Source organism: Streptomyces sp. NPDC006365 (assembly GCF_042870755.1).
In the GTDB taxonomy this organism is placed as follows: domain Bacteria; phylum Actinomycetota; class Actinomycetes; order Streptomycetales; family Streptomycetaceae; genus Streptomyces; species Streptomyces xiangluensis.
In genome coordinates this window covers 198,234-223,580 of record NZ_JBIAHS010000009.1, presented here as the reverse complement: position 1 = coordinate 223,580, position 25,347 = coordinate 198,234, and the positions used below count along the sequence as shown (strand labels likewise).

The window sequence follows — 25,347 nt, the reverse complement described above, 5'->3', positions numbered from 1 at the left end:
CGGTCGGAAGCCCGGTCGGGTAACTCAGGCGGGGACGGGCCGGACTCGGTGCGCCGAGTCCGGCCCGCGGGGTGTGCGGGGGTGGATCAGATCGGCGGAGTTTCGATGACCAACCCGGCGACATCGATGCCAACGGCGGCAGCTTGGGTGGCGAAAGCGCCGATCATCACGACGGAGGCGGTCAGAACGGTGGCGAAGCGACGCGCAACGCGCATGGACGGACTTCCTTTCTGCTGTAGTCGCCCGAACTTCAGCCGGGCGGTGCGGTCTTGATCAGGACACCCTGTGGCTGCCCGCCGACTCGCGTCGCGATGCGGGACGTGTCCGGATGTCCCTCAAGGGAGCGAAGCTCCCGGCATGGCGTGCATGATCCAGCGCGTACGCCCGCAGGGGTGACGGGAGATGACTGGCCAAGTCACCTCGGTGAAGTCCGGAGAAGGCTTACGCAGGGTCGTCGGCCAGCTCCGCCACACCTGTGATGCGGTGCAGCGGATACGTGCGGACCTCGTCCGCCGTGTGGTCGTACGCCGTCACGAAGCCGCCCTCGACGCGGATCGGGGCGATGACGCGCTGGCTGGCGGAGCCCTCGGCGTTGACGTAGCCGATCCACAGGGGCTCGCCGGTGAGGACGGCGGCCTGAATGGTGGCGAGGGTCTCGGCGGAGGTGGTGCGGGGGAGGGAACCGTTCGCGGCCGGGGCGGCGGCCTTGCGGGGAGCCGTGGAAGCCAGGTCGCCGGCGCGGATGGCGCGGATCGCGGCGGTCAGCAGGGTGGCGTCGGGGGTCGGCGGGCCTTCGGGTACGGGCTCGGGGGCGGTGCGCGGCGGGGTGCGGTGCGCGTGGGCGCGCGCGATCAGTACGTCGCCCTCCGCCGACTCGGCGGCGGGCGCGAAGCCCATCGCGCGCAGGCCCTCGAGAAGGGTGGCCGGGTCGGTCTGTGCGGCCAGCACCGTGGGGGCGAGTCGGCGCAGCCGCAGGTCGGCGGAGCGCTTGTCGGCGAGGATCTCGTTCAGCAGGGCGTCGTCGTCGCAGCGGACGTACGCCGACGCGGCGCCGATCCGCAGATGGCCGTGCCTGCGGGCGACGTCGTCGATCAGGTACGCGAGGGGCTGCGGCACCGGCGTACTCGAGTGCGCGGCGAGGAAAGCGTGCAGGTCGGAGGCGGAACGGCCCGCGTCAAGGGCCCGCCGTACGGAACCCGGCGTGAACCGGTACACCGTCGCCCCGCCCTTCGACTCCACGTCCGCGAGCACCCCGAGCATGTCCGCCAGCGGGCGCTCCAGCGGGCCCGGGGCGACCGCGGTGAGGTCGGCCTGGAGCAGGACGTGGCCGAGGGGTGCGGGAAGCAGGGGGGCGAGGACGCGGCCGGCGCGGGAGGCGGCCGCGGCGAGTTCGGCTCCCGTGAGGGGTGCCTCGGGCGGTGTCGCGAGCAGGGCCCGGCCGTGTGTGGACAGCGCTCCCCGGCCCGTGATCCCGAGCAACTCCGCCTCGGACAGGGCCCATCGGGCGAGGCGGGCGCGCAGATCGTCCGTACGGGCCTGGGACTCGGGGTTGCGCAGCGGGCGTTCCCAGTGGAGGCGGGCGATCAGGGAGTCGGCGGCGGCCGAGCCGCCCTCGGGGAGGGCGGCGAGCAGGGCCAGGACGCGGTGGCGGACCTCGGGCGCGGCGGAGCGGTCGAGGCCCGGGCCCAGCGCCGAGAGCGTACGGTCCTTGGCGTCCCGGCCGCCGACCAGGCCCGGGGTGCGGGTCGCGGTCAGCCAGGCGATGGCCAGCCGTGTCCAGCGCTCGGCCGCGGGCAGCTCCAGCCACGCGTCGTACGCGGGGGTCGCGGCGTACTGCTCGTCGGCCTCGTCGTCCGAGGCCAGCAGGCCCGCCGCGTAGGCGAGTTCGACCCAGAAGGCCGCGATCGGCTCCGGTACGTCCAGGGCCACCGCGGTGCGTTTGAGGTCCCGTACGCTCAGGCCGCCCGCACGCAGGACGGCCGGGCCGCCCTCGTCCCAGTCCTTCAGCAGTTCCTCGACGGTCGCGAGCGCTGTGTACGCCTGGCCTGCCGCCGTCGCGTCCACAACCTGTGGACGATGCGTGACGGTGGGCTCCACGGCCGGAGGGAGCGGCTCCGTTTTCTGGTGTGCGCGGCCCGCCCTCAGATGCAGGGCGACCTCGCGGGGGAGTACGACCGTGCCGGGTGCCGTCGGCAGCAGCAGTCCGCGGTCGAGGAGCCAGCGCAGGCGGGGCGCCGGGTCGGCTGTGACCTGCCCGTACGGCGGGCCCCAGACCAGCCGCGACAGCACCTCCAGGGAGTCGGCCGGGGCTCCGTCGAGCAGGGCCCGCATCCGGGGGCGGTCGGTGAACAGCTCGGTCAGCGACGCCACCGCCGAGACCGCGTCGTGCGTCGTGGCCAGCCCGGCCGTCGCCAGGATCTCCTGGATACGGCCCGGTGACATGCCCGCCGTCGCCTCCGCGACCGTGGGGCCGAGCCCCGTCGGCGACGGGTGCTGCGGCGACGGCGCGAGCAGTTCGCGAGCCGTACGCACCAGACGCAGCCGGTCGTCCCCGCCCCACACCAGCGCCTGCTCGCGAAGTGTCGCCAGGGCGCGCGGGAGGGCGCCGGTGACCTCCGGGTCGCCCTCGTCGCCGGCCAGGAGCGCCAGGAGCGTGTCGTACGCCGCCGGGTCCGGGGCCACGGCCAGGGCCTCCGCCGTCTGCAGGGCGAACCGGTCCAGGTGCTCCAGGGCGCGGACCACGGACGCGCGGGTCCCTGCGCGGGTGGCGAGCTGGGTGAGGTCGGTGGGGACGGGGGTGATGAGGTCGGGCCGGGCCTGGAGGAGAGCGGCGAGGGAGGCGTCGTCGCGGGCCCGCAGTTGCTCTGCGAGCGAGCGAGGCGGTGCCGCTGCCGCTGCCGCGGGGGGCGCGGGCTCCTCGGGGGTCCGGTGGTTGACGCTCATCCTGCCCACGGTAGCGGGTTGCCTCCGGCGGTTGGGCGGGTTGGGTTCGTGGGGGTGGCGTCACTCCTGATCGGCGGGGTCTGTTGGCGGAGGGTTCCTTTCTCCAGCCCCGCCCCTTCCCGAAACCGGGGCTGCCGCCCCCAGGCCCCCGCCAGGGGGTGGGGGCACACGTCGTGTCGCGGCTGCGGGTGGGACCAGCCACACTCGACCCGCACCGCCAGACGCCACCCCAACGCCCCACCCCCCGTAGGCACCCCGCACGATACGGTCGGAAGAAGGGGCTGAGGACCACGCCAACACTGCCGCCCCCGGAGGGACTTCGTGGGGATCGAGAGCGACAAGCTCGTATTCGACTACCTGAGCCGGGTCGGCGACCTGGCCCAGAGCCGACAGCTGCCGTCGGGCACGCGCATGCGGCTCGTGACCGAGTTGCGCGGCGAGATCGACCGGCGCCGGTCCAAGGCGACCGACAGCCCGGCTTCCGTGCGCCGCATCCTCGCGCGCCTCGGCACCCCGGAGGAGGTCGTCGCCGCGGCGGGCACCGGCAGCGAGGAAAGCGAGGACGGGGGACGGAAGCCCGAGGCCGTCGTCCCCGTCCAGCGTGCCGAGGAAGCCGAGGAGCGCTCAAAGGGGCTGCGGCGCCTCGTCCCACGGCCCCGTTCCGGGGAGCCGGCCGCGGCCGGTGACGTACCGACGATTTCCGGTGACGTCCCTTCTCCGCCGCACCTCGCGAGTACGGAGGAGCTCGGGTCCGGGCAGCCCGACTGGTGGCGGGTGGACCGGAGTCCGTTCGGGCTGACGGACAGTGTGCCGGGGTTCACGGGCGGCGTGGAGATCCCCGAGCTGCTCAAGCCACCGCCCTCGGACACCGACGAAGCCGCGTCCAAGAAGCCTGCCGAGCCCAAGAAGCCGGTCAAACAGCCGGTCCCGGTCGAGGTGGCCGAGCCCGCAGAGCCAGCTGGTACGGCGAAGAAGCGGCACCGTTTCCTCCCCTCGGCCCGCCCCCGCCCCCATACCGGAGGCGGCCTCACCAGCCCCCTTCTCCTGCTCGCCGCCGCGCTCCTCGTCGCCGGTGCCGTCATCGGCAACCTCGTCGTCCTCGCCCTCGGCTGGCTCATCGCCTACCTGTCGCGGCGTCTGACTCCGGCCGAGTCGAAGTTCGCGGTACTGGGGGTGCCCGGTCTGGTGGCCGCCGCGGGCATCACCTGGCTGTGGGGGCGGACGGCCGGGCGCTGGGGCGACCCCATCGACAAGGGTCAGATGAGCGACGCGATCGCCGAGACCTGGCCCTGGGTCCTCAAGGGCGCGGCCGTCGCCTCGGCGATCTACCTGGTGTGGAGGTCACGGCGGCAACGGTCGTAGGGGTACGTCGGAACGGCCGACTCACGCCCCGACGTCAGACCGCACCGCACGGCTCCGGACGAGCAGCCAGATCAGATACGGCGCTCCGACCGCCGCCGTCAGCACCCCCACCGGTACCTCCGTCGGCGAGAACAGTCGCCGCGCCAGCAGATCCGCGAGTACGACGATGACGGCGCCGAGCAGTGCCGAGCAGACGAGCGGAATCTGCGCGGTGCGCGTCATCCGGCGGGCGATCTGCGGTGCCAGCAGCGCCACGAAGTCGACCGGCCCCGCCGCGCCCGTCGCCACCGAGGCGAGTACGACGCTGATCACGACGAGTCCGAGGCGTACCTGGTTCAGACGTACGCCGAGGGCGGTCGCCGTGTCGTCGCCCAGCCCGACCATCCGCTGCGCCCAGGCCGCCCACCCCACCGCCGGCAGGAGGATCAGCAGCGTCCAGCCGAGGGGCGCCGCCTCCGCCCAGCCGCGGCCGTTCAGCGAACCCGTCATCCAGATCTGCGCCTGCTGGGCGACCAGATAGTCGCCCTTCGTCATGAAGAGCGTCGTGAGCGAGCGCAGGGCGATCGCGAACCCGATGCCGATCAGGACGAACCGGGTGGCGTGCAGACCGCCGCGCCAGGCGAAGGCGTACACGAGTGCCGCCGCGAGGATGCCGCCGACGACCGACAGATACGGCAGGACCGCGTACGACGTCACGCCGAACGTCATCGCGCCCACCGTCAGCGCGCTCGCGCCCTGGCTGATGCCGATGATGTCCGGGCTGGCGAGGGGATTGCGGGCCACGGTCTGGATCAGCCCGCCCGCCACCCCGAAGGCGGCGCCGACGAGCAGCCCGACGACGAGCCGGGGTGCGCGCAGCGTCCCGACGACGAGTTCGTTCGAAGACGGCCGGCCCGCCAGGACCTTCAGGACCTCGCCGGGCGCCACAAAGGCTTCGCCGACGCAGAGGTACGCGAGACAGGCCGCGGCCAGCAGCACGGCCAGACCCGCGGCCACCGCGACCGCCCGCCGGTGCAGCAGGACCGTGAACCGCCGGGCGTGGAACACCGTGTATCCGGCTGCCGCAACTGCCGTCTTCGTCATCGCCGTTGGCGCCGCCGTCACACCGACACCGCCTTCCTGCGTACGAGCCCCACCAGGAACGGCACCCCGATCAGCGCCGTCATCACGCCGGCCGGAACCTCGCTCGGCGGGAACACGATCCGGCCGACCGTGTCCGAGACGAGCAACATCGTCGGCCCGAGGAGAGCGGAGAGAGGCAGCACCCAGCGGTGCGCGGGCCCCACGATCGCGCGGGCGACGTGCGGCACCGCGAGCCCGATGAAGGCGAGCGGCCCCGCCGCGGCGACCCCGACGCCGGTGAGGATCGTCGCTCCGAGCCCGCCGACGACCCGTACCGTCGCGACCCGCTGCCCGAGCCCCTTCGCCACATCCTCGCCGAGCGCGAGCGCGTCCAGGCCGCGGGCCACGGAGAGCACCAGTACGAACCCGACGAGCAGGAACGGCCACACCTGCCCGACGATCTCCGCGTCCCGCCCGGCCAGCGCGCCCACCTGCCAGAAGCGGAACTCGTCCAGCGCGGAGGCCTTGGTGGTGAGCACGGCGGTCGTGACGGACACGAGAAGCGCGTTCACGGCCGCGCCGCCGAGCGCCAGCTTGACCGGCGTCGCCCCGCCCCGCCCGCTCGACGCGATCGCGTACACCACCACCGACGCGATCCCCGCCCCCGCGAAGGCGAACCACACATATCCGGTGAGCGTGTGGATGCCCGCGAACGCGATCGCCAGCACCACGCCCACCGACGCGCCCTGGCTGATGCCGAGGATGCCGGGGTCGGCGATCGGATTGCGGGTGATGCCCTGGAGCACGGCTCCGGCCAGCGCGAGACCCGCGCCGACCATCAGGCCGATGAGCGTACGGGGCACCCTCAGACCCCGTACGACCTCGGCCGCGTCACTGTGACCGCCGTTCAGCAGCGCGTCGAGAACCGCGGTCGGCGCGATCGCACGGGCGCCCACGGCCAGGCTGAACAACACCGCGAGCAGCAGAGCCACGAGGGCGGCGGCCATCGCGAGTGCGCGTCTGACTGCCATGGCCCGGTGACTCCGCGAGGGGGAACGGTGGTTAAAGAGTTTGGTAAGGCTTCGCTGAGTGTATGGGGCGGCTGTGAGGGCCAGGCGGTCGGGCGCCGGCCGTACGACCCCCTGGGCACAATGGCCCATATGACTTCTCCGGTGCTGACCGTCGGCTTCGACCTCGATATGACCCTCATCGACTCCCGCCCCGGCATCCACGCCTGCTACCTGGCGCTCTCCGAACGGACGGGGACGTACATCGACGCCGATCTGGCCATCACCCGGCTCGGTCCGCCGCTGGAGGAGGAGCTGGTCAACTGGTTCCCGGGCGACCAGGTCGCGGCCATGGCAGACGTCTACCGTGAGATGTACCCCACACACGCCATAGCCGCGACGCCCGCGATGGCCGGCGCCCACGAGGCGATCGCGGCCGTGCAGGACGCGGGCGGGCGCGCGGTCGTCGTGACCGCCAAGTACGAACCCAACGCCAAGCTGCACCTGAAGCACCTCGGCATCGCCGCCGACGCCGTCATCGGCGACCTGTGGGCCGAGCGCAAGGCGGAGGCGCTGCGCGAGTACGGGGCGGGTGTCTACGTCGGCGACCACACCGGTGACGTACGGGGTGCGCGGATCGCCGACGCGCTGTCCGTCGCGGTGGCCACCGGGCCGTGTGACGCGGAGGAACTGCGCACGGCCGGTGCGGATGTCGTACTCGCGGACCTGACGGCGTTCCCCGAGTGGCTGGACCGGTACCGCTCCTAGGCCCCTTACTGCACGGAGCGCGCCCGGCGGCGCTGCGCCGCCATCGTTCGGAGCACACCCGCTGCCGCGATCAGGAAGCCCACGCCCATCAGCATGCTCAGGCCGAACATGTACGCCGGGAAGGGCGACTTGCCGAGCAGCAGCGGGGCCACGGTGACCAGAGTGGCCACGGCCCCTACAAAGAAGACGATGCCGCCGGTACGGACCAGTCGGTCACCGGGTTCGGCGGAATTCGCTTGGGTTTTGTCACGCACTCGACCAGGGTAGTTCCCTGCGCGAAGGAACAATCCGGGGACGTCTTGTCAGCCGCCGCCGGACCATTAGCCTTGGTACCGGCGGGTCGGGCACGACCCGCTGTAATGCTATCCAGAGCAGTTTTCCCGAGCCGTTCATCATTCAGCCAGAGCACCATCCGACGAGTACGAGGACGAGGACAGACGTGCCTACCGGCAAGGTCAAGTGGTTCAACAGCGAGAAGGGCTTCGGCTTTCTCTCCCGCGACGACGGCGGCGACGTCTTCGTCCATTCCTCGGTCCTGCCCGCCGGAGTCGATGCTCTCAAGCCGGGCCAGCGCGTGGAGTTCGGCGTCGTGGCAGGCCAGCGCGGCGACCAGGCACTCTCGGTGACCCTCCTGGACCCGACCCCCTCGGTGGCGGCAGCCCAGCGCCGCAAGCCGGACGAACTCGCGTCGATCGTCCAGGACCTGACCACGCTGCTCGAAAACATCACGCCCATGCTCGAAAAGGGCCGCTATCCGGACAAGGCCTCCGGCAAGAAGATCGCAGGCCTGCTGCGGGCGGTGGCGGATCAACTGGACGTGTAAAAGCCCCTGCGAGGCTCCTACGGAAACGCCAGCGCGTCGGCGGCGAGGGGTGGAACCAGTCCCTCCGCCGCCGCGCGGGTGAGCAGCCCCCGGACCGCCGCGTAGCCGTCCTCGCCGAGGCTCGCCGTGAACTCGTTGACGTACAGCCCGATGTGCTGGTCCGCGACCGCCGGGTCCATCTCCTGGGCGTGCTCCAGGACGTACGGACGGGAGGCCTCCGGGTCGTCCCAGGCGGCGCGGACGGACGTACGGATCGAGTCGGCGAGCAGCCGCAGTGCGTCCGCGCCCAGCGACCGCTTGGCGATGATCGCGCCCAGTGGGATCGGCAGCCCGGTGGTGTCCTCCCAGTGCTCGCCCATGTCCGCGAGCTTGTGCAGCCCGTACTTCTGGTACGTGAACCGCGCCTCGTGGATGACGAGCCCGGCGTCGACCCTCCCGTCCCGTACGGCGGGCATGATCTCGTGGAAGGGCATCACCACGATCTCGCCGACGCCCTCCGGGAGAGTGTCGGCCGCCCACAGGCGGAACAGCAGATAGGCCGTCGACCTCTCGCTGGGCACCGCGACCGTACGGCCTGTCAGGTCGACGCCCGCCTCCCGCGACAGCACCAGCGGCCCGCAGCCTCGGCCCAGCGCGCCCCCGCAGGGCAGCAGGGCGTACTCGTCGAGGACGTACGGCAGCACGGCGTACGACACCTTCAGCACATCCAGCTCGCCGCGCTCGGCCATGCCGTTGGTGATGTCGATGTCCGCGAAGGTCACTTCGAGAGCGGGTGCTCCGGGGATCCGTCCGTGGGCCCAGGCGTCGAAGACGAAGGTGTCGTTGGGGCAGGGGGAGTAGGCGATCTGCACAGGCTGCTCAACGGTCATGTGGGTACCAACTCTCCAGTACGGGCGGGAGCTTCCCGAACGCCTCCGTGAGCGCCGCCAGCGCGTCGCCGATGCGCCAGGCGGCGCGGTCGCGGGGGCCGACGGGGTTGGACACGGCGCGCAGCTCCAGCACGGGCACACCGTGCGCGGCAGCCGCCTCGGCGACCCCGAACCCCTCCATCGCCTCGGCCAGCGCTCCCGGATGACGGCGCAGCAACTCGGCGGCCCGCTCGGCGCTTCCGGTCACTGTGTTGACGGTGAGGACGGTGCCGGTACGGGCTCCCGTGACGGCCGCGACTTCTCCTACGAGTGATTCCGGCGGTCGGTGGCTGACGGACCCGAAGCCGAGCTCGGTGACCGGGACGAACCCGTCCGCGGTCTCGGCGCCGAGGTCCGCGACGGTGATCTCGTCGGCGAGGACCAGGGATCCCAGGGGCGCCTCGGGCTGGAAGCCGCCACCGATGCCTGCGGAGACGACGAGGTCGTACGGGGTCCCGGCCAGCGCGGCGGTGGTGAGGGCGGTCGCGGTCGACGCGGCGGCTGCCGCCGAGCCCACGCCTGCGACGAGCAGGTCGTAAGGAGCGGGCTGTGCAAACGCCGAAGCCACCGCGTCCCGTTCAACCAGGACCGCGGTGGCTACGAGGATGCGCATGGGCAGTGGGCCGAGCGCCTCAGGCGTCCGCGTTCTCGAGCTTGAAGTTCCACACGCCCTGGATGTCGTCACCGGACTGCTGGACGACGCTGATGTTCAGTTCGTCGGGCGCCTGCGTGCCCTGCTGGTCGGCGAAGAGGTCGACGCCCTGGAAGGCGTAGTACGTCTTCTTGAGGGGCGAGATGACCTGCTGGCCGTTGATCCACAGGGACCAGCCCTCGTCCGCGATCTCCGGGTCCACGCCGATGCGCAGCGTCTCGCCCTGCGGCACCCGGAGCGTGTCCCCGGCCTTCTCCTGGGTGCACTTGGTGGCCTCGGCACGGGCGATGGTCTCGCCGTCCTTGTAGCACTCGGCCTCGGCGCTCTTCGAGGTCTTGCCGACCGTGACGGTCGCCATCGGCGTCGGCTTTTCACAGGCGGCCAGGACGAGAAGTCCGGCACAGACAGCGCCGACGGCGGTGACGGCGCGACGACGGCGAACGTGGCCGTGTCCAGTAGCGGCACTGCCGCGGGGCAGGGAGGTCATGGGGGCAGGCTATCTGGCGTGGGGGGTGCCCCCGCCAACTGGGTCAGGCCACCCGGGCACGCGGGCGGTCCCCGCGGTGCCGCGCCGCGCTCAGCAGTCCGCGGACCGTGGTGAGCCAGCCGGCGGCGACGATGGCGGTGGCCATCGACATGCCGAGGGTGCCGTTGAGGGGCAGCGCGATGCCGATCGCGCCGCCGACCACCCAGGACATCTGCAGCAGCGTTTCCGAGCGTGCGAAGGCCGATGTACGGACCAGTTCGGGCACGTCGCGTTGGATCAGGGCGTCCAGCGACAGCTTGGACAGGGCCTGCGCGAAGCCGGCGAACGCCCCGAGCACCGCCACCACGACCGCCCCGAAGAACACCGCCGCCGTGATGGCCACCCCGAGCACGACCGCGATCACCGTCACGATGATCACCTCCGGGGCCCGCGACCTCAGGGCCGCCCCGACCGCCGTGCCGAGCGCGTTGCCCACTCCCGCCGCGACGCCCACGATGCCCAGCGAGACGGCCGCGCTCTGGCCCCCGAGGGGATGCTCGCGCAGGAGGAACGCCAGGAAGAAGATCAGGAACCCGGAGAGTCCGCGCAAGGCCGCGTTCGCGGCGAGCGCGTGGGTGACCGCGGGTCCGACCGTACGCAGCCCCGGGCGCTGTGGTGGCTTCAGGTGCGGCCCGTGCAGATGCTGCTCGTCCGCCGCCAGCAGCGCCTTGTCCTCGCCCTTCGCCGAGTCGACCTTGGACGGCAGCGAGAACGACAGGAACGTACCCGCCACGAAGATCACGAACGCCCCGTACAGCGGATAGCGCGGCCCCAGCGCCTGAAGCCCCGCCCCGATCGGCGCCGCCACCCCTGTGGCGAGCAGCCCGCCCAGCGTGACCCGTGAGTTCGCCTTCACCAGCGAGAAGTTGGGCGGCAGCAGCCGTGGCACGACCGCGCTTCTGACGACGCCGTACGCCTTCGACGCCACCAGGACGCCGAGGGCGGCCGGGTACAGCTCGATGCTGCCTGTGACGACCGCGCCCGAGAGCAGCAGGGCCATGAACGCGCGCGCCATGAACGCGCCCGCCATCGCGGCGCGCCGGCCGTGCGGGAGGCGGTCCAGGAGAGGGCCGATGATCGGGGCGAGCAGCGTGAACGGAGCCATCGTGATCGCGAGGTACAGGGCCACTCGGCCACGGGCCTCGTCCGTCGGGACCGAGAAGAAGACCGTCGAGGCGAGCGCCACGGTGATCATCATGTCCCCGGCGCCGTTCACCCCGTGCAGCTCGATCAGCTTGCCGAGCCCTGATTCGCCCGCTCCGTGCGCGTGCGTCGCTTTCCGGATGCCCCGAGCCGTCCCCGTGAACGGCAGGTGGAGGGCACGCCCGACGGAACGGAGAGCCCCGCGCACCGGGCCCGCTCCGCTCATCCCGCCATTTCCCGCAGTACGGCCTCCACTGAGTCCGGCGGCACCTTGGGACGACTTCGCGCTTGCCACTCCGTCATAGTGCCCCTTGTTGGGCGGTGATAGTGCGTTACCGCGCGTATGAGGGCCGAGTGGACCGGCCGAGTGGCCCGGTGGGGCCGGCCCGGGAAGCCGGCGCGGAGTGCGGAACAACGGCACGCTCCGGCAACGGCTGCCGACTCGGTGTGTGCCCGGCGGCGGCGAGAGGGTAGCGTGCGTAGCGCGCCCCGCGACGGTGGTTCTCGGCCGCGCGCCTGACGGCCATCCCGCAGAATGGATGGTGTAGGTGCGCCCGAGTGCGATCGGGCGCGGACGTCGACGCGGCCCTCCCCCGGTGCCTGAAGGGTCTGGGAGGTGCCCCCAGCCGCTCCGTCCGCACCCCCGGCGAGGGATGGCGCACTCGTGAGACGGCGTAGGAGAGAAGCGATACCTGTGAGCGCGACAACGCGAAGCCGCACCCCCGACCGTCTGTGCGCGGAGGCCGTCGACCTCGCCAGGGCTGCCGCCGAGGAGACCGCCGCGCCCGGTGTCGTCGGGGAGCACTCCGGGCTCGTCTCCGAAGGGGACCGCGTCGTTACGCACTTCTTCGAGTGCAAGGAGCCCGGCTATCGCGGGTGGCGCTGGGCGGTGACCGTCGCGCGGGCCTCGCGGGCCAAGCTCGTCACGCTCGACGAGACGGTGCTGCTGCCCGGCCCTGACGCGCTGCTCGCTCCCGAGTGGGTGCCGTGGAGTGAGCGGCTGCGGCCCGGGGACATGGGGCCGGGGGATCTGCTCCCCACGGACGCGGAGGATCTCCGTCTTGAGCCCGGTTTCACCGGCGAGGACGAGCCCGCGCCGAACTCGCCCGTCTCCGAGGAGATGGCCGAGCTCGTCGAGGCGGAGGACCTGGAGGTGACGGCCGGGGCGCCGGCGACGCTGCCCGTCGTGCCCTCGCGTGGTTCGATCGCCGCCGTCGCGGAGGAGCTGGGGCTGCGGCGGGCCCGTGTGCTGTCCCGGTACGGCCTGCACACCGCGGCCGATCGCTGGGAGGACACGCACGGTTCCAAGACCGCGATGGCTCAGGCGGCGCCGGCCTCGTGTGTGAGCTGCGGTTTCCTGTATCCCATCGGTGGGTCGCTCGGGCAGGCGTTCGGTGTCTGCGGCAATGAGTTCTCGCCGGCGGACGGGCGTGTGGTGTCTCTGGCGTACGGGTGTGGGGGGCACTCGGAGGCGGCGGTCATGCCTGCGCCTCCGCGGCCGGCTCCGCCGGTGATCGACGAGACGCGGGTCGACCCGTTCCCCCTTCGTCCGTCACCGGACTCGGGGTCCGTGCCGGTCTCCTCGGACGAGTCGTCGGCGGAACTGGGTCACTCCTGACCACCGGGATCTGTTGGCGGGGGGTTCCTTTCCCCACCCCCACCCCCACCCCCTCCCCCTCCCCCTGGCGACGGTGACTGTCGTGTCGCGGCTGCCAGTCCGTCGTGGCTGGTCGCGCCATCGCGGTACAGCCGCGCGCCCCTGAAAGGGGCGCTCCCGGAGCCGTCAGTCATGCCACGACGAACCCGCACCCGACAACGAACCCAAACCGCTCGACCGCCGGAGGCAACCGGTACCTTCGGTGCCGCGACCGAAGGCACCACCCCCGGCCGCACCCCCCGAAGAAGGAGACTGAACCGTGACCAAGTTCGTGCGGCCGGCGGCCGAGGGCGCGGACCCGTTCGGGACGGGGCGGCTGCGGCGTGGGGTGTTGGACGCCTGGGCGGCCAGCCCGGCGCGGTTCCGGGAGGACGCGAACGCCGAGGAGGACCTGGCCCTCGGCGGCTACCGCGACCGACTCGTCGTCGAGCTGGCCCAGAACGCCGCCGACGCCGCGGCCCGCGCCGGCGTACCGGGCCGCCTCCGGCTCACCCTCCGCGGCGGTGTCCTCGTCGCCGCCAATACCGGCGCCCCTCTCGACGAGGCCGGCGTCGAGTCACTGTCCACCCTCCGTGCCTCCGCCAAGCGCGAGGACCACGAAGGCACGGTCGGCCGCTACGGCGTCGGCTTCGCCGCCGTGCTCGCGGTGACCGACGAGCCCGCCATCGTCGGCCGGCACGGCGGCGCCCGCTGGTCCCTCGCCGAGGCTCGCGAACTCGCCATGGACACCGCCCGCCACACGCCGGGACTGGGCGACGAGATCCGCCGCCGCGACGGCCATGTGCCCCTGCTGAGGCTGCCGTTCGCCGCCGAGGGCACCGCTCCGGACCCGTACGACACCGTCGTGATCCTCCCGCTGCGCGACGCGGCAGCCCAGGACCTCACCGAACGCCTCCTCGACTCGGTCGACGACGCCCTGCTCCTCGCCCTGCCCGGCCTGGAGGAGGTCGTCGTGGAGACCGGTGAGGGGGACGAGGGCGTACGGACGCTGCGGCGGCACAGCGAAGGCGGCATCGTCACGGTCGAGGACTCGCGGGACGGTACGACGCGCTGGCGCACCGTCTCGGCGTACGGCCCTCTCGAAGCGGCCCTGCTCGCCGACCGACCCGTCGAGGAGCGGCTGCGCCCGCAGTGGTCGGTCACCTGGGCCGTACCCGTCGACGCGGACGGCGCCCCGGCCCGCCCCCGCACCAGCCCCGTCGTCCACGCGCCCACGCCCAGCGACGAAGCCCTCGGTGTGCCCGCGCTGCTCATCGCCTCGTTCCCCCTCGACACGACCCGCCGCCATGCCGCCCCCGGCCCGCTGACCGACTTCCTCGTGCAGCGGGCGGCGGACGCGTACGCCGAACTACTCGCCGACTGGCGGCCGGTATCGGCCGGGATCATCGACCTGGTGCCGGGTCCGCTCGGCAAGGGCGAGCTGGACGGTGCGCTGCGTCAGGCGATCCTGGACCGGCTGCCCCGTACCGCCTTCCTGCCCCCGGCGGTCACCCCGGCCGCGGAGGACACCGACCTGCCAGAAGCGCTCCGGCCCCGCGACGCCGAGGTCGTCGAGTCGGCGGGCGCCGAGACGGTACGCGTACTCGCCGAGGTGCTGCCCAGCCTCCTCCCCGCCGGGCTCGAACGGCGGGTGGAGCTGCGGACGCTGGGCGTCGCCCGCGTACCGCTGACCGAGGCGATCGACCGGCTCGCGGGCCTGGAGAAGGAACCGGGCTGGTGGCGGCGGCTGTACGACAGCCTCGCCGGGGTCGACCCGGACCGGCTCTCGGGACTGCCCGTGCCGCTCGCCGACGGACGTACGACGATCGGTCCCCGCCACATCCTCGTGCCCCTCCCCGACGGCCCCACCCCCCACGACACCTGGGCGGCCACCTCCGAGATCCTCGCCCGCCTGGGCCTCAAGGTCGCCCACCAGGACGCCGCCCACCCTCTCCTGGAGAAGCTCGGCGCCCTGCCTGCCACCCCGCGCGCCATCCTCACCACCCCGCAGGTACGCGCCGCCGTCGCCGCCTCCCTCGACGACGACGCCGGCTGGGACGAGGACGCCCCGGACGCCGAGGAACTCGCGGACACCGTCCTCGCCCTCGTACGCGACGCGGGCCTCGAACCCGGCGACGAACCCTGGCTGGGCGCCCTCGCCCTCCCCGACGACGAGGGCGAACTGGCCCAGGCCGGCGAACTCGTCCTCCCCGGCAGCCCCTTCGCCCAGGTGATGCGCGAGGATGAACTGGCTTCCGTGGACGCCGAGTTGGCCGACCGCTGGGGCGAGCAGCCGCTGGCCGCCTGCGGCGTGCTGGCCAACTTCACCCTCGTACGCGCCACCGATGTCGTCCTCGACCCCGACGAACTCGAACCCCGCGAGAGCGACTACGCCGAACCCGACGACGTCGGCCTGCTGGACGCCGTGGACGTCTGGTGCGAGGACGTGCTCGACCGGCTGCCCGACACACCCGTGCCCCCGGTCGCCACGGAGATCACCGCCGTACGGGATCTCGACCTGGTGGACGACGACCGCTGGCCGCAGGCTCTCGTCCTGCTCTCCCGCCCGCCCCTGCGCGACGCCCTCACCCAGCCGGTACGCGTCCTGCTCCCGGACGGCACACACGAGATCGTCCGCCCGTACACGGCATGGTGGCTGCGCGGCCACCCGGTCCTCGGCGGCCGCCGCCCGGCAGGCCTGCGAGCGGCGGGCGGAGACCCGCTTCTCCACGGCTTGTACGACGCCGCCGACGCAACCGGCTTCGAGGACGAGCAGGTTCTACGGGCGCTGGGCGTCCGCACATCGGTGGCCGCTCTGCTCGGCGAACCGGGCGGCGCAGCCGAACTCCTGGACCGCCTGGCCGACCCGGACCGCGAGGTTTCGTCGCCCCAACTGCACGCGCTCTACGGTGCGTTGGCGGATCTGGACCCCGAGCAGGTGACGCTCCCGGACGACCTCCGGGCGGTTCGGGACGGCGAGATCGTGGTCGTGGACGCGGCCGACGCGGTGGTAGTGGACTCCCCGGACCTGCTCCCGTTCACGGCTGGCGTCCCCCTGCTCCCCGTACGCCCGTCACAGGCCGCCGACCTGGCCGAACTGTTCCAGGTCCGCCGCTTGAGCGAGTCGGTCACGGGCGAGGTGACGTCCGAGGGCGTAGAACGCGAGGTCCCGGACGCGGTCCGGGTCCTCCTGGGCCCCACCACCCCCACGACGTACATCGAACACGAGGAACTCTTCGTGGCCGACACGGAACTGGACTGGCGCCGCACCCGAGACGGCGTCCTCCACGCGTCCACCCTGGAGGGCGTAGCAGCAGGCCTGGCCTGGGCGGCCGGCCAATGGCCCCGCCGCTTCGAGGTGGCGGCACTACTGGAGGACCCGTCAAGGACGGAGGAGCTGGCGAGGGACCGCTGGTTCGACTAGGGGGAGCGGCCGCCCCGCTAGGGGCGTGAGGGCTGTGACAGATGCGGCTCCGCCGCGGGGCGCGACAAGCCACGACGCACCCGCAGCCGCGACACGACGTGTCACCCCCACCCCTGGCGGGGGTCTTGGGGCGGCAGCCCCCAGTTACGGTGAGGGGCGGGACTGGGGAAGAACCCCCTACGCCGGGAACCGCCGATCCACCAACCTCCACAAGAACTCCAGCGTGGCCGCCGCAACCACCGCGATCCCGACGGCAGTCCACGGCATGGGCGCCCCCACCAGCTTCAGCGCAAAGAAGTCCTGCAACCAAGGCACAACAAGCACCAGCAGAAACCCGGCCCCCATAGCCACAACCAACCCCACCCGCCACCACGTATACGGCCGAGCGATGATCGCCAGCACCCACATGGAGATCAGGAAGAGGGTGAGCGTCGCCGCGCTGGTCTCCGCGTCCAGCGAGCCGGGCCCGCTGTAGTACCCCCGAGCAACCAGATACGTGGCGAAGGTGGCAAACGCAGCAACCGCACCACCGGGAATCGCATACCGCATCACCCGCCGCACAAAGTGCGGCCGAGCCCGCTCCTTGTTGGGCGCGAGCGCGAGAAAGAACGCCGGCACCCCGATCGTCAGGGTCGACAGCAGCGTCAGATGCCGGGGCAGGAACGGATACTCGACCTGCGAGATCACCACCATGATCGCCAGCAGTACGGAGTACACCGTCTTGACGAGGAACAGCGTCGCGACCCGGGTGATGTTGCCGATCACCCGCCGCCCCTCCGCGACCACGGACGGAAGCGTCGCGAAACTGTTGTTGAGCAGCACGATCTGCGCCACGGCCCGCGTGGCCTCCGACCCGGACCCCATGGAGACGCCGATGTCGGCGTCCTTGAGGGCGAGCACGTCGTTCACACCGTCGCCGGTCATGGCGACGGTGTGCCCGCGCGACTGGAGCGCGCCCACCATGTCCCGCTTCTGCTGCGGGGTGACCCGCCCGAAGACGGTGCCCGAGTCCAGCGCCCCGGCCATCTCGTCCTGCTGGGCGGGCAGCCGGCGCGCGTCCACGACGTTCCCCGTGAGCCCCAGCTTTCCGGCCACCGCGCCAACGGACACCGCGTTGTCGCCGGAGATGACCTTGGCCCGTACGTTCTGCTCGTCGAAGTACCGCAGCGTGTCCGCGGCGTCAGGCCGCAGCCGCTGCTCCAGGACGACCAGGGCGGTGGGCTCGGCGCCCTCGGCGACCGAGGGATCGTCCAGCTCGCGCCCGGCCCGGGCCAGCAGCAGCACCCGCAGCCCCTCCTCGTTGAGCCGCTCGGTCTCGGTGAGCGCCGGGTCCCCGTCGGGCAGCAGTACGTCGGGCGCCCCGAGCAGCCACGTACTCGACTCGCCGTCGCCCTCGCTGAAGGACGCCCCGCTGTATTTGCGTGCCGAGGAAAACGGCAGCGCCTGAAGGCAGCGCCAGTCCGCGCCGTTCGGGTAGGTGTCGATGATCGCCTGCAAGGACGCGTTCGGCCGCGGGTCGGAGTCCCCGAGCGCGCCGAGGACGGTGCGTACGTACGTCTCGTCGTTGCCGTCCAGCGCACGCAGCTCGCGGACGTCCATGCCGCCCTCGGTCAGCGTGCCCGTCTTGTCGAGGCAGACGGTGTCGACGCGGGCGAGACCCTCGATGGCGGGGAGTTCCTGCACGAGGCACTGCTTGCGGCCGAGCCGGATGACGCCGATCGCGAAGGCCACCGACGTCAGCAGCACAAGGCCCTCGGGGACCATCGGGACGATGCCGCCGACGGTCCGCGCGACCGAGTCCTTGAAGTCGTTGTCCTTGACGACGAGCTGGCTGATGATGAGGCCGATCGCGGTCGGGACCATCATCCACGTCACGTATTTGAGGATCGTGGAGATACCGGAACGCAGCTCGGAGTGGACCAGCGTGAACCGGCTCGCCTCCTCGGCGAGCTGCGCCGCGTATGCCTCGCGCCCCACCTTCGTGGCGGTGAACGCGCCGCCGCCCGCCACCACGAAGCTGCCCGACATGACCTGGTCGCCGGGCTGCTTGACGACCGGGTCCGCCTCACCGGTGAGCAGCGACTCGTCGATCTCCAGGCTGTCGGTCTCGACGCACTCGCCGTCCACGACGATCTTGTCGCCGGGCCCGATCTCGATCAGGTCCCCGAGCACGATCGCGGAGGTGCTGACCTCCACCGCGGCTCCGTCCCTGCGTACGGTCGGCCGTGCCTCGCCGATCACCGCGAGCGAGTCCAGGGTCTTCTTCGCGCGCCACTCCTGGATGATGCCGATGCCCGTGTTCGCGAGGATCACAAAGCCGAACAGGCTGTCCTGGATCGGTGCGACGAACAGCATGATCACCCAGAGGACGCCGATGATCGCGTTGAAGCGGGTGAAGACGTTCGCGCGGACGATGTCGACCGTGGAGCGGCTGCTGCGCACGGGGACGTCGTTGACCTCGCCCCGGGCCACCCGCTCGGCGACCTCGGCGGCGGTCAGGCCTCTTGCCCGGGGGAGGGGAGCCGGCACAGGGTGCACGGGATCGAGTTCGGCGCCCGCGTCGATGTGCGTCATGCAGACGACGGTACGGGGGGATCTGGGGCGCCACACGCCCAGAGCGGCAAAGATCCGACCAGGGGAGGACGGGAACGCGGGGAAATGATGCCGTAGTTGTACGGGGCGCCCAGGGCCCGGGGATCACCCCGTAACCCCCGTAAGCTGTCCCCATGGCGAAGTGGACACCCAGGCACGAGGCACCGGAACCCCTTGAGGGGCCCGTTGTCGCCACCATCACGGGTGGCACGGTCCTCTGGTTCGTCCTCTTCCTGGCGCAGCTTCCCTTCTACGGCTGGTTCGACGACCGCGGGTATCTGTGGTGGCTGTGGACGTGCCTGGCCGGCGGGGGACTCGGGTTCATCGGCATCTGGTACGTACGCAGGCGGGACGCGGCGATCAAGCGCGCGGCGGCCGAGGCCGAGGCCCATACTGACGCCGATGCCCGGACGGATGCCGCTGCCGACGCGGGAGCCCAGGCGGATGCCGCTGCCGATGCGGGCGCCGATTCCACCGCCACCGCGGCGGAGGACCGTCACGTAACCCCGTAGGACCGTTGCGTAACCCCGTAGGACCGTTGCGTAACCCCGTAGGGCCGTCACGTAACCCCGTAGAACCTCTCCGTCTCCTCGACCGAGGTCTGGAACCGCGCGTCGAAGTCATCGCGGACGAGCATCTGGACGACATAGTCCTGGACGCTCATTCCCCGTTTCGCCGCACGGTCCCGGAGCCGTTCGAGCAGCTCCCTGTCCATCCGCAGACTGAGCACGCTGGTCCCCATGCGTACGAGGGTTGCCGCCGTCGGCCGTGCCGCGGGTCATTTTTCGGCGCGAGCTCACTCATATGGGTGACGGCAGGGTTCAGTGTCCGGGGTCACGGGCATAGGGGGCAGCCGTCCGGGTGGTATTTAGCGAGGGTAATGAGTTACGCTAAACAACATGCCTGACCTCACCCATGGCGACGACGTTGCCGCCGTGAACTCCCTGCGATCCGCCGTGATGCGTCTGTCGCGCCGACTCAAGCACCAGCGGGTCGACGAGTCGCTGAGCCCGACCGAGATGTCGGTACTCGGCACCCTGGCCCGATGCGGCACCGCCACGCCGGGCGAGCTCGCCCGCAAGGAACATGTGCAGCCGCCCTCGATGACCCGCATCGTCGCCTTGCTCGAAGCCAAGGGACTGGTCAGGCTGGAGCCGCATCCCGACGACCGGCGCCAGAAGGTCGTCACGCAGACCGAGCGCGCCGAGGCGATGCTCGAGGAGAGCCGCCGCAAGCGGAACGTGTGGCTGGCCGGACTGGTCGACGGGCTCGACGAGGACGAGTGGGCCAAGCTCCGCGAGGCCGCTCCCGTCCTGGAGAAGCTGGCGCACCTGTAGCCGTACGGGGCCGTACCGCACAGCCGTGCGCAGCCCCTGTAGTCGAAAGCCCGCCCGTCTCCCACCACCACCCTCAACCGAGGCACTGCGGGCCGCACCCCTAGTCAAAGGAGGCGAACCCTGTTGAGTACGGGACCCGGAGCAACCTCCGCCCCCGGACCGAACACCCCCGATTCCCCCGCCGCCGTCACCGCAACCGCCCAGTCGGCCAAGTCGTCGACCTTCAGCTCACTGCGCATCCGGAACTACCGGCTCTTCGCCAGTGGAGCCATCGTCTCCAACACCGGCACCTGGATGTCCCGCATCACCCAGGACTGGCTGGTGCTGAGCCTGACCGGCTCCTCGGCCGCGGTCGGCATCACGACCGCGCTGCAGTTCCTGCCGATGCTGCTCTTCGGCCTGTACGGCGGAGTCATCGCCGACCGCTACCCCAAGCGCCGCATGCTGTTCTTCACCCAGGGCGCGCTGGGCCTGTGCGGTCTCGCGCTCGCCGTGCTCACGCTCAGCGGCCAGGTGCAGGTCTGGCACGTGTATCTGATCGCGTTCCTGCTCGGCATGGTCACCGTCGTCGACAACCCGACCCGGCAGACCTTCGTCTCCGAGATGGTCGGCCCCGACCAGGTACGCAACGCCGTCAGCCTCAACTCGGCCAACTTCCACTCCGCCCGCCTCATCGGCCCCGCCGTCGCGGGCGTCCTGATCTCGACGGTCGGCAGCGGCTGGGCCTTCCTGATCAACGGCCTCGCCTTCCTCGCCCCCATCACCGGCCTACTCCTGATGCGCACGGGCGAGCTGCACAAGGTGGAGCGGATGCCGCGCGGCAAGGGCCAGCTGCGCGAGGGCCTGCACTATGTGGCCTCCCGGCCCGAACTGATCTGGCCGATCGTGCTCATCGGGTTCGTCGGCACCTTCGGTTTCAACTTCCCCATCTGGCTCACCGCGTTCGCCGACGAGGTCTACCACGCGGGCGCCGGTACCTACGGCTTCCTCAACACACTCATGGCGGTCGGTTCGGTCGCCGGAGCACTGCTCACCGCCCGCCGCGGCTCGGTGCGGCTGCGGATCCTGGTGGGCGCGGCCCTGCTGTTCGGCGTACTGGAGATCGCGGCGGCGCTGTCCCCGTCGTACTGGCTCTTCGCCCTGCTCATGATTCCCACCGGCATGGCGGCCCTGACCGTGAACACCACCGCCAACGCCAGCGTCCAGATGGCCACCGACCCGGCCATGCGCGGCCGCGTCATGAGCCTGTTCATGATGGTCTTCGTCGGCGGTACGCCGCTGGGGGCGCCCATCGTCGGCTGGATCACCGACACGTTCGGCGTCCGCATCGGCTTTGCGTTCGGCGGCCTGATCTCGCTGCTCGCGGCGGCGACGGTCGGCTTGGTCCTCGCCCGCGTCGGCGGCCTGCGGCTGTCGGTGGGCTGGCACCACGGTCATCCGCGGATCCGCTTCGTGCCGCGGGAGGAGAAGCGGGAGCTGGCGACGGTGGCGTAGGCCGGACGATCGCGTTGTGCAGGCCGGGGCCCGGCCTCAGTCGCGGGGGAACTCGTCGGTCTTGAGGACGAGACCGACGGCCGTCCCGGTCAGGTCGATCTCGTCGCCGAAGTCGAGGCTGGCCTCGACCCGGTACTCGCCGTCCTTCGGCAGCGTGTGCAGGTGCCACCGTCCGGTGTACGGGTCCACGATCAGATACACCGGCACCTCGGCGGCGGCGTACGCGGCCTTCTTCGGCTCGTAGTCGTTGCGGCGGGTGTCCTTGGAGATCACCTCGGCGACGAACTCGACGTCCTGATACCGCAAGCGGCCCCTGTCGTCCGGCTCGAAACCCTCCGCGAGGGCCGCCACGTCAGATGCGAACCCGTTGAGATGTCCGGGGAAGTCGATGCGGACGTCGGACATCAGGCACTCCTCCGGATACCGGGCCCACAGCTGCTTGAGGATGTTGAAGATGATCCGCCAGTGCGTGCGGCGCTGCGGCGACATGAAGATGTTCCCCCCGACGATCTCAACCTTGTATCCCTCGGGGACGGGCATCTTCTCCAGCCACTCGAACATCGCGTCGAGCGTGAGTTCGCCACTGTCTTCAGCCATCGCGATCCTGTCTTCAAGGACGGTCATCGTGGCGCTCCTCCCCGGCTGCCGCTCGGTCGAGTGCAGCCGCGCGGTACAACGATACGCACGGTGACCGGGTCACGCTCCGGCGCGAAGGCGCACAGCGGGGAGACTGGCTCCATGAGACTCTTCGCCGCCGTGCTGCCGCCGGAGGATGTGACCGCCGAACTCGCCGTGGTCGTCGACGAGCTGGGGAAGCTGCCGGGTGCCGAAGGCCTGCGCTGGACGGGCCGCCCCGGCTGGCACTTCACGCTCGCGTTCTACGGCGAGGTCGACGACGCACTCGTACCGGATCTGTCGGCGAGGCTTGAGCGGGCGGCACACCGGATGGATCCATTCGCGCTGGAACTGCGGGCCGGGGGCCACTTCGGGCGCCGGGCGCTATGGGTCGGCGCGACCGGCGACGTCCGTACGATGCGGCTGCTCGCCGAGCGCTCGGAGGCGGCGGCGCGCAAGGCGGGCGTCCCGATGGAGGAGCACCGCCGCTACCATCCGCACCTCACTGTCGCCCGGAGCCGGGGCCCTGCGGACTTCGCGCCGTACACCGCCCTGCTGAACGACTTCGCCGGGCGCTCGTGGACCGTGGCCGAGCTGTGCCTGGTCCGCAGCAACCTTCCCAGGTCGGGCGTACCGGGCGAACGCCCCCGCTACGAGACGCTCGCCCGCTGGGCCCTCGGCTCGGGCGACTGAGGCCGTCCGGTTACGCTCGACCACGTGGACCCGAAGACACGTAACCGGATCATGGCCGGCGTACTGGTGCTGATGTTCGTGGTGGTGGCGCTGGCATCGGCGCTCGGCGGCCGGTAGCCGACTCGGCAAGCGGCAGCGAGCGGTGCCGCGCGGCCGCCGCATCGGCGGTAACCGCGCGGTCGAGCCGTCTGGGCTACCGCGCGCTGCACAGGTCCGCCGGGTGACCGTCACGCGTGCACAACCGGCCGGGTGAGCCGAGGAGTTGGTGCACAGTCGGCGGCGGCGGGGGCGCACCGATGCACAGTCGGGTTCGGTGACGTGGCCGGGGGACGGACGCCCTTGCTTCGAGTGGACTCCAGGGCGTTGGCTGTTGCCTCATGAAGTACACGCAGCTCGGACGTACCGGACTCAAGGTCAGCCGACTCGTTCTCGGCACCATGAACTTCGGCCCGCAGACCGATGAACCCGACAGTCACGCCATCATGGACGCCGCACTGGACGCGGGTCTGAACTTCTTCGACACGGCCAATGTCTACGGGTGGGGCGAGAACAAGGGCCGTACGGAAACGATTATCGGGAACTGGTTCGCGAAGGGGGGTGACCGCCGCGACAAGGTGGTCCTGGCCACCAAGGTCTACGGCAACATGGCCGCGGACGGCGCCAGCCCCTGGCCCAACCACGACAAGCTCTCCGCGCTCAACATCCGGCGCGCGGTGGACGCTTCGCTCAAGCGGCTGCAGACCGATTACATCGACCTCTACCAGTTCCATCACATCGACCGCCGCACTCCCTTCGAGGAGATCTGGCAGGCGATCGACACCCTCGTCCAGCAGGGGAAGATCCTTTACGTAGGGTCCTCCAACTTCCCCGGCTACAAGATCGCCCAGGCCAACGAGATCGCCGCCCGCCGCCACGGCACGATCGGCCTCGTCAGCGAGCAGTGCCTCTACAACCTCGCCGAGCGCCGCGCCGAGATGGAGGTCATCCCCGCCGCGCAGGACTACGGCCTGGGTGTCATCCCCTGGTCCCCGCTGCACGGCGGTCTGCTCGGCGGCGTCATCAAGAAGGAGGTCGAGGGAGGCCGACGCGCAAGCGGCCGAGCCGCCGACGCCCTCGCCAACACCGCCATGCGCGCGCAGATCCAGGCGTACGAGGACCTGCTCGACAAGCACGGCATCGAACCGGGAGAGGCCGGCCTCGCCTGGTTGCTCACCCGCCCGGGCGTGACGGGCCCGATCGTCGGCCCGCGCACGGCCGAACAGCTCGACTCCGCCCTGCGTGCCGTCGAGCTGGAGCTGAGCGAGGAACTGCTGACCGGCCTCGACGAGATCTTCCCGGGGCCCGGGCCGTCTCCGGAGGCGTTCGCGTGGTGATGCCGTAGTCCGGCTGCCGGGGGTGGCCGCCGCAGCATCGGCCGATGGCCGGAGAGCGGTGGCCACCCATGCGCAGACCGTCAGTCGCGGGGGAACTCGGCCGTCGCGAGGTGGAGGTCGAGGCCCGCGACGGTGAGGTCGACGTCTGCGCCGAAGGCGACCATCGTCTCCGTCACGCAGCTTCGCCACGTCGGGGCAGAAGGCGTCTGGTACCCCGGGAAGTCGATACGCACGTCCGAGATAGGCACGGTGAACTGGACACGCCGTGATGCGGTCAGGCGGTTTCAGCCTCGTACGGCTCGCCCAAGTCCCACGCCTGGTACATCGCCTCCGCGAACGCCCCCGCGATCTTGTGCTCGCCGCTCGCGTTCGGGTGCGTGCCGTCGTCCGTGTCCAGGTTGATGCCGTACGACTCCGGGGCGGAGGCCAGCAGGAGCGGGGACGCCGGCTCGTCCAGGTCCGCCACCGCCTTCGCCAAGAGCGTGTTGAAGTGGGCTACCTCCGTGGCGAAGGCCACGTCCGACTCCGCCCGCACATTCGGGATCACCGGCAGGAAGACCATTCCCACACGGGGGTTGGCCGAGCGGGCCTCGGCGATGAAGAGGCGTGCGTTGGCCGCCGTCTGGTCCGCGTCCGTGTAGAAGCCCAGGTCGATCAGGCCCAGCGAGACCAGCAGGACGTCCGCCCGTTGCGTGCGTACCGCCTCGGCGATCAGCGGGGTCATGTGGCGCCAGCCCTCGCCCCAGCCCGCCAGGTGGGCACGGGGGAAGTCCGGGTCGGCGTACTCGTACGAGTCGGCGGTGTCCGTCGCCTTGTCGTAGAGCGTCTCGCGTGGGCCGACGATGCGGAACGGGCCGCCGTACGTCGCGCGCAGGTGCTGCCACATCCGGTAACGCCATGTGTGTTCGCCCGCGCTGCCGATGGTCTGGGAGTCGCCTACGGGCATGAACCTGAGCATCCGCTCATCATCCTCGACCACGGCGTGAGAT

General features: G+C 71.4%; 23 protein-coding genes. 10 read left to right on the top strand and 13 right to left on the bottom strand.

Annotation, left to right across the window (positions count from 1 at the left end):
- Positions 1-86: 86 nt before the first annotated feature.
- Positions 87-215: a hypothetical protein gene (locus tag ACFYO0_RS25220; RefSeq protein ID WP_388679993.1), complete on the bottom strand. Its 129-nt coding sequence runs from the start codon at positions 213-215 to the stop codon at positions 87-89.
- A gap of 226 nt (positions 216-441) precedes the next feature.
- A complete protein-coding gene (locus ACFYO0_RS25215; protein ID WP_388679991.1) occupies positions 442-2,943 on the bottom strand; it encodes a helicase C-terminal domain-containing protein in 2,502 nt (833 codons plus the stop codon).
- Positions 2,944-3,264: 321 nt separating this feature from the next.
- Between ACFYO0_RS25215 and ACFYO0_RS25210 the strand changes: the two genes are divergently transcribed.
- Entirely contained in the window at positions 3,265-4,305 is a 1,041-nt protein-coding gene (locus tag ACFYO0_RS25210; protein ID WP_388679989.1) for an HAAS signaling domain-containing protein, read from the top strand.
- 21 nt (positions 4,306-4,326) lie between these two features.
- Here ACFYO0_RS25210 and ACFYO0_RS25205 read toward each other — a convergent pair whose 3' ends face one another.
- On the bottom strand, positions 4,327-5,388 hold the full coding sequence (locus ACFYO0_RS25205) for a FecCD family ABC transporter permease (RefSeq protein WP_388680381.1): 1,062 nt from the start codon (positions 5,386-5,388) through the stop codon (positions 4,327-4,329).
- A gap of 17 nt (positions 5,389-5,405) precedes the next feature.
- Complete coding sequence (locus ACFYO0_RS25200) at positions 5,406-6,398, bottom strand: FecCD family ABC transporter permease (protein ID WP_388679986.1); 993 nt, start codon at positions 6,396-6,398, stop codon at positions 5,406-5,408.
- A 120-nt stretch (positions 6,399-6,518) separates the two neighbouring features.
- On the opposite strand from ACFYO0_RS25200, the gene ACFYO0_RS25195 reads away from it, so the two are divergent.
- Positions 6,519-7,142 (top strand): HAD family hydrolase, encoded by a 624-nt coding sequence (locus ACFYO0_RS25195; protein ID WP_388679984.1) that lies wholly within the window; start codon positions 6,519-6,521, stop codon positions 7,140-7,142.
- A 5-nt stretch (positions 7,143-7,147) separates the two neighbouring features.
- On the opposite strand, the gene ACFYO0_RS25190 is transcribed toward ACFYO0_RS25195, so the two are convergent.
- On the bottom strand, positions 7,148-7,396 hold the full coding sequence (locus ACFYO0_RS25190) for a hypothetical protein (protein WP_388679982.1): 249 nt from the start codon (positions 7,394-7,396) through the stop codon (positions 7,148-7,150).
- A gap of 185 nt (positions 7,397-7,581) precedes the next feature.
- On the opposite strand from ACFYO0_RS25190, the gene ACFYO0_RS25185 reads away from it, so the two are divergent.
- Positions 7,582-7,965 (top strand): cold-shock protein, encoded by a 384-nt coding sequence (locus ACFYO0_RS25185; protein ID WP_099503518.1) that lies wholly within the window; start codon positions 7,582-7,584, stop codon positions 7,963-7,965.
- A 17-nt stretch (positions 7,966-7,982) separates the two neighbouring features.
- On the opposite strand, the gene ACFYO0_RS25180 is transcribed toward ACFYO0_RS25185, so the two are convergent.
- The 4 genes from ACFYO0_RS25180 to ACFYO0_RS25165 are packed head-to-tail and all read right to left on the bottom strand — an operon-like array spanning position 7,983 to position 11,420.
- A complete protein-coding gene (locus ACFYO0_RS25180) occupies positions 7,983-8,834 on the bottom strand; it encodes a 1,4-dihydroxy-6-naphthoate synthase (protein WP_388679978.1) in 852 nt (283 codons plus the stop codon).
- Entirely contained in the window at positions 8,824-9,486 is a 663-nt protein-coding gene (locus ACFYO0_RS25175; RefSeq protein ID WP_388679975.1) for a futalosine hydrolase, read from the bottom strand. Before ACFYO0_RS25175 ends, ACFYO0_RS25180 begins: the two co-directional genes overlap by 11 nt.
- Positions 9,487-9,505: 19 nt before the next feature.
- A complete protein-coding gene (locus tag ACFYO0_RS25170) occupies positions 9,506-10,012 on the bottom strand; it encodes a hypothetical protein (RefSeq protein ID WP_388679973.1) in 507 nt (168 codons plus the stop codon).
- 43 nt (positions 10,013-10,055) lie between these two features.
- Entirely contained in the window at positions 10,056-11,420 is a 1,365-nt protein-coding gene (locus ACFYO0_RS25165) for an MFS transporter (RefSeq protein WP_388679970.1), read from the bottom strand.
- A gap of 468 nt (positions 11,421-11,888) precedes the next feature.
- Between ACFYO0_RS25165 and ACFYO0_RS25160 the strand changes: the two genes are divergently transcribed.
- On the top strand, positions 11,889-12,812 hold the full coding sequence (locus tag ACFYO0_RS25160) for a DUF3027 domain-containing protein (protein WP_388679967.1): 924 nt from the start codon (positions 11,889-11,891) through the stop codon (positions 12,810-12,812).
- Positions 12,813-13,110: 298 nt separating this feature from the next.
- Positions 13,111-16,254, top strand: a complete 3,144-nt coding sequence (locus ACFYO0_RS25155) for a sacsin N-terminal ATP-binding-like domain-containing protein (protein WP_388679965.1) — start codon at positions 13,111-13,113, stop codon at positions 16,252-16,254.
- Positions 16,255-16,431: 177 nt separating this feature from the next.
- Here the strand turns inward: ACFYO0_RS25155 and ACFYO0_RS25150 are convergent, their stop codons facing one another.
- Entirely contained in the window at positions 16,432-18,828 is a 2,397-nt protein-coding gene (locus tag ACFYO0_RS25150; RefSeq protein ID WP_388679963.1) for an HAD-IC family P-type ATPase, read from the bottom strand.
- A gap of 152 nt (positions 18,829-18,980) precedes the next feature.
- On the opposite strand from ACFYO0_RS25150, the gene ACFYO0_RS25145 reads away from it, so the two are divergent.
- A complete protein-coding gene (locus ACFYO0_RS25145) occupies positions 18,981-19,358 on the top strand; it encodes a DUF2530 domain-containing protein (protein ID WP_388679960.1) in 378 nt (125 codons plus the stop codon).
- Between the two features lie 47 nt (positions 19,359-19,405).
- Here the strand turns inward: ACFYO0_RS25145 and ACFYO0_RS25140 are convergent, their stop codons facing one another.
- Positions 19,406-19,588, bottom strand: a complete 183-nt coding sequence (locus tag ACFYO0_RS25140; protein ID WP_388679957.1) for a ribbon-helix-helix protein, CopG family — start codon at positions 19,586-19,588, stop codon at positions 19,406-19,408.
- Between the two features lie 157 nt (positions 19,589-19,745).
- On the opposite strand from ACFYO0_RS25140, the gene ACFYO0_RS25135 reads away from it, so the two are divergent.
- Positions 19,746-20,183 (top strand): MarR family winged helix-turn-helix transcriptional regulator, encoded by a 438-nt coding sequence (locus ACFYO0_RS25135; RefSeq protein WP_388679955.1) that lies wholly within the window; start codon positions 19,746-19,748, stop codon positions 20,181-20,183.
- Positions 20,184-20,306: 123 nt separating this feature from the next.
- Positions 20,307-21,677, top strand: a complete 1,371-nt coding sequence (locus ACFYO0_RS25130; protein ID WP_388679953.1) for an MFS transporter — start codon at positions 20,307-20,309, stop codon at positions 21,675-21,677.
- Between the two features lie 36 nt (positions 21,678-21,713).
- On the opposite strand, the gene ACFYO0_RS25125 is transcribed toward ACFYO0_RS25130, so the two are convergent.
- Positions 21,714-22,301, bottom strand: coding sequence for a Uma2 family endonuclease (locus ACFYO0_RS25125; protein ID WP_388679951.1), 588 nt, complete (start codon positions 22,299-22,301; stop codon positions 21,714-21,716).
- A 114-nt stretch (positions 22,302-22,415) separates the two neighbouring features.
- Here ACFYO0_RS25125 and thpR point away from each other — a divergent pair, with 114 nt between their 5' ends.
- Together thpR and ACFYO0_RS25115 are read left to right on the top strand one after the other, a co-directional pair.
- Positions 22,416-22,985 (top strand): RNA 2',3'-cyclic phosphodiesterase, encoded by a 570-nt coding sequence (gene thpR / locus ACFYO0_RS25120; RefSeq protein ID WP_388679948.1) that lies wholly within the window; start codon positions 22,416-22,418, stop codon positions 22,983-22,985.
- Between the two features lie 377 nt (positions 22,986-23,362).
- Entirely contained in the window at positions 23,363-24,358 is a 996-nt protein-coding gene (locus ACFYO0_RS25115; protein WP_388679945.1) for an aldo/keto reductase, read from the top strand.
- Positions 24,359-24,632: 274 nt separating this feature from the next.
- On the opposite strand, the gene ACFYO0_RS25110 is transcribed toward ACFYO0_RS25115, so the two are convergent.
- A complete protein-coding gene (locus ACFYO0_RS25110) occupies positions 24,633-25,316 on the bottom strand; it encodes a GDSL-type esterase/lipase family protein (RefSeq protein ID WP_388680378.1) in 684 nt (227 codons plus the stop codon).
- Between the last annotated feature and the right edge of the window lie 31 nt (positions 25,317-25,347).

Excerpts from the sequence above, each read along its gene's own strand:
- ACFYO0_RS25195 (WP_388679984.1), top strand. The coding sequence starts at position 6,519 with ATGGCCCATATGACTTCTCCGGTGCTGACCGTCGGCTTCGACCTCGAT.
- ACFYO0_RS25140 (WP_388679957.1), bottom strand. The coding sequence starts at position 19,588 with ATGGGGACCAGCGTGCTCAGTCTGCGGATGGACAGGGAGCTGCTCGAA.
- ACFYO0_RS25115 (WP_388679945.1), top strand. The coding sequence starts at position 23,363 with ATGAAGTACACGCAGCTCGGACGTACCGGACTCAAGGTCAGCCGACTC.
- ACFYO0_RS25110 (WP_388680378.1), bottom strand. The coding sequence starts at position 25,316 with ATGCTCAGGTTCATGCCCGTAGGCGACTCCCAGACCATCGGCAGCGCG.
- ACFYO0_RS25205 (WP_388680381.1), bottom strand. The coding sequence starts at position 5,388 with ATGACGAAGACGGCAGTTGCGGCAGCCGGATACACGGTGTTCCACGCC.
- thpR (WP_388679948.1), top strand. The coding sequence starts at position 22,416 with ATGAGACTCTTCGCCGCCGTGCTGCCGCCGGAGGATGTGACCGCCGAA.
- ACFYO0_RS25145 (WP_388679960.1), top strand. The coding sequence starts at position 18,981 with ATGGCGAAGTGGACACCCAGGCACGAGGCACCGGAACCCCTTGAGGGG.
- ACFYO0_RS25165 (WP_388679970.1), bottom strand. The coding sequence starts at position 11,420 with ATGAGCGGAGCGGGCCCGGTGCGCGGGGCTCTCCGTTCCGTCGGGCGT.
- ACFYO0_RS25200 (WP_388679986.1), bottom strand. The coding sequence starts at position 6,398 with ATGGCAGTCAGACGCGCACTCGCGATGGCCGCCGCCCTCGTGGCTCTG.
- ACFYO0_RS25170 (WP_388679973.1), bottom strand. The coding sequence starts at position 10,012 with ATGACCTCCCTGCCCCGCGGCAGTGCCGCTACTGGACACGGCCACGTT.
- ACFYO0_RS25175 (WP_388679975.1), bottom strand. The coding sequence starts at position 9,486 with ATGCGCATCCTCGTAGCCACCGCGGTCCTGGTTGAACGGGACGCGGTG.
- ACFYO0_RS25125 (WP_388679951.1), bottom strand. The coding sequence starts at position 22,301 with ATGACCGTCCTTGAAGACAGGATCGCGATGGCTGAAGACAGTGGCGAA.
- ACFYO0_RS25220 (WP_388679993.1), bottom strand. The coding sequence starts at position 215 with ATGCGCGTTGCGCGTCGCTTCGCCACCGTTCTGACCGCCTCCGTCGTG.
- ACFYO0_RS25180 (WP_388679978.1), bottom strand. The coding sequence starts at position 8,834 with ATGACCGTTGAGCAGCCTGTGCAGATCGCCTACTCCCCCTGCCCCAAC.
- ACFYO0_RS25150 (WP_388679963.1), bottom strand. The coding sequence starts at position 18,828 with ATGACGCACATCGACGCGGGCGCCGAACTCGATCCCGTGCACCCTGTG.
- ACFYO0_RS25135 (WP_388679955.1), top strand. The coding sequence starts at position 19,746 with ATGCCTGACCTCACCCATGGCGACGACGTTGCCGCCGTGAACTCCCTG.
- ACFYO0_RS25215 (WP_388679991.1), bottom strand. The coding sequence starts at position 2,943 with ATGAGCGTCAACCACCGGACCCCCGAGGAGCCCGCGCCCCCCGCGGCA.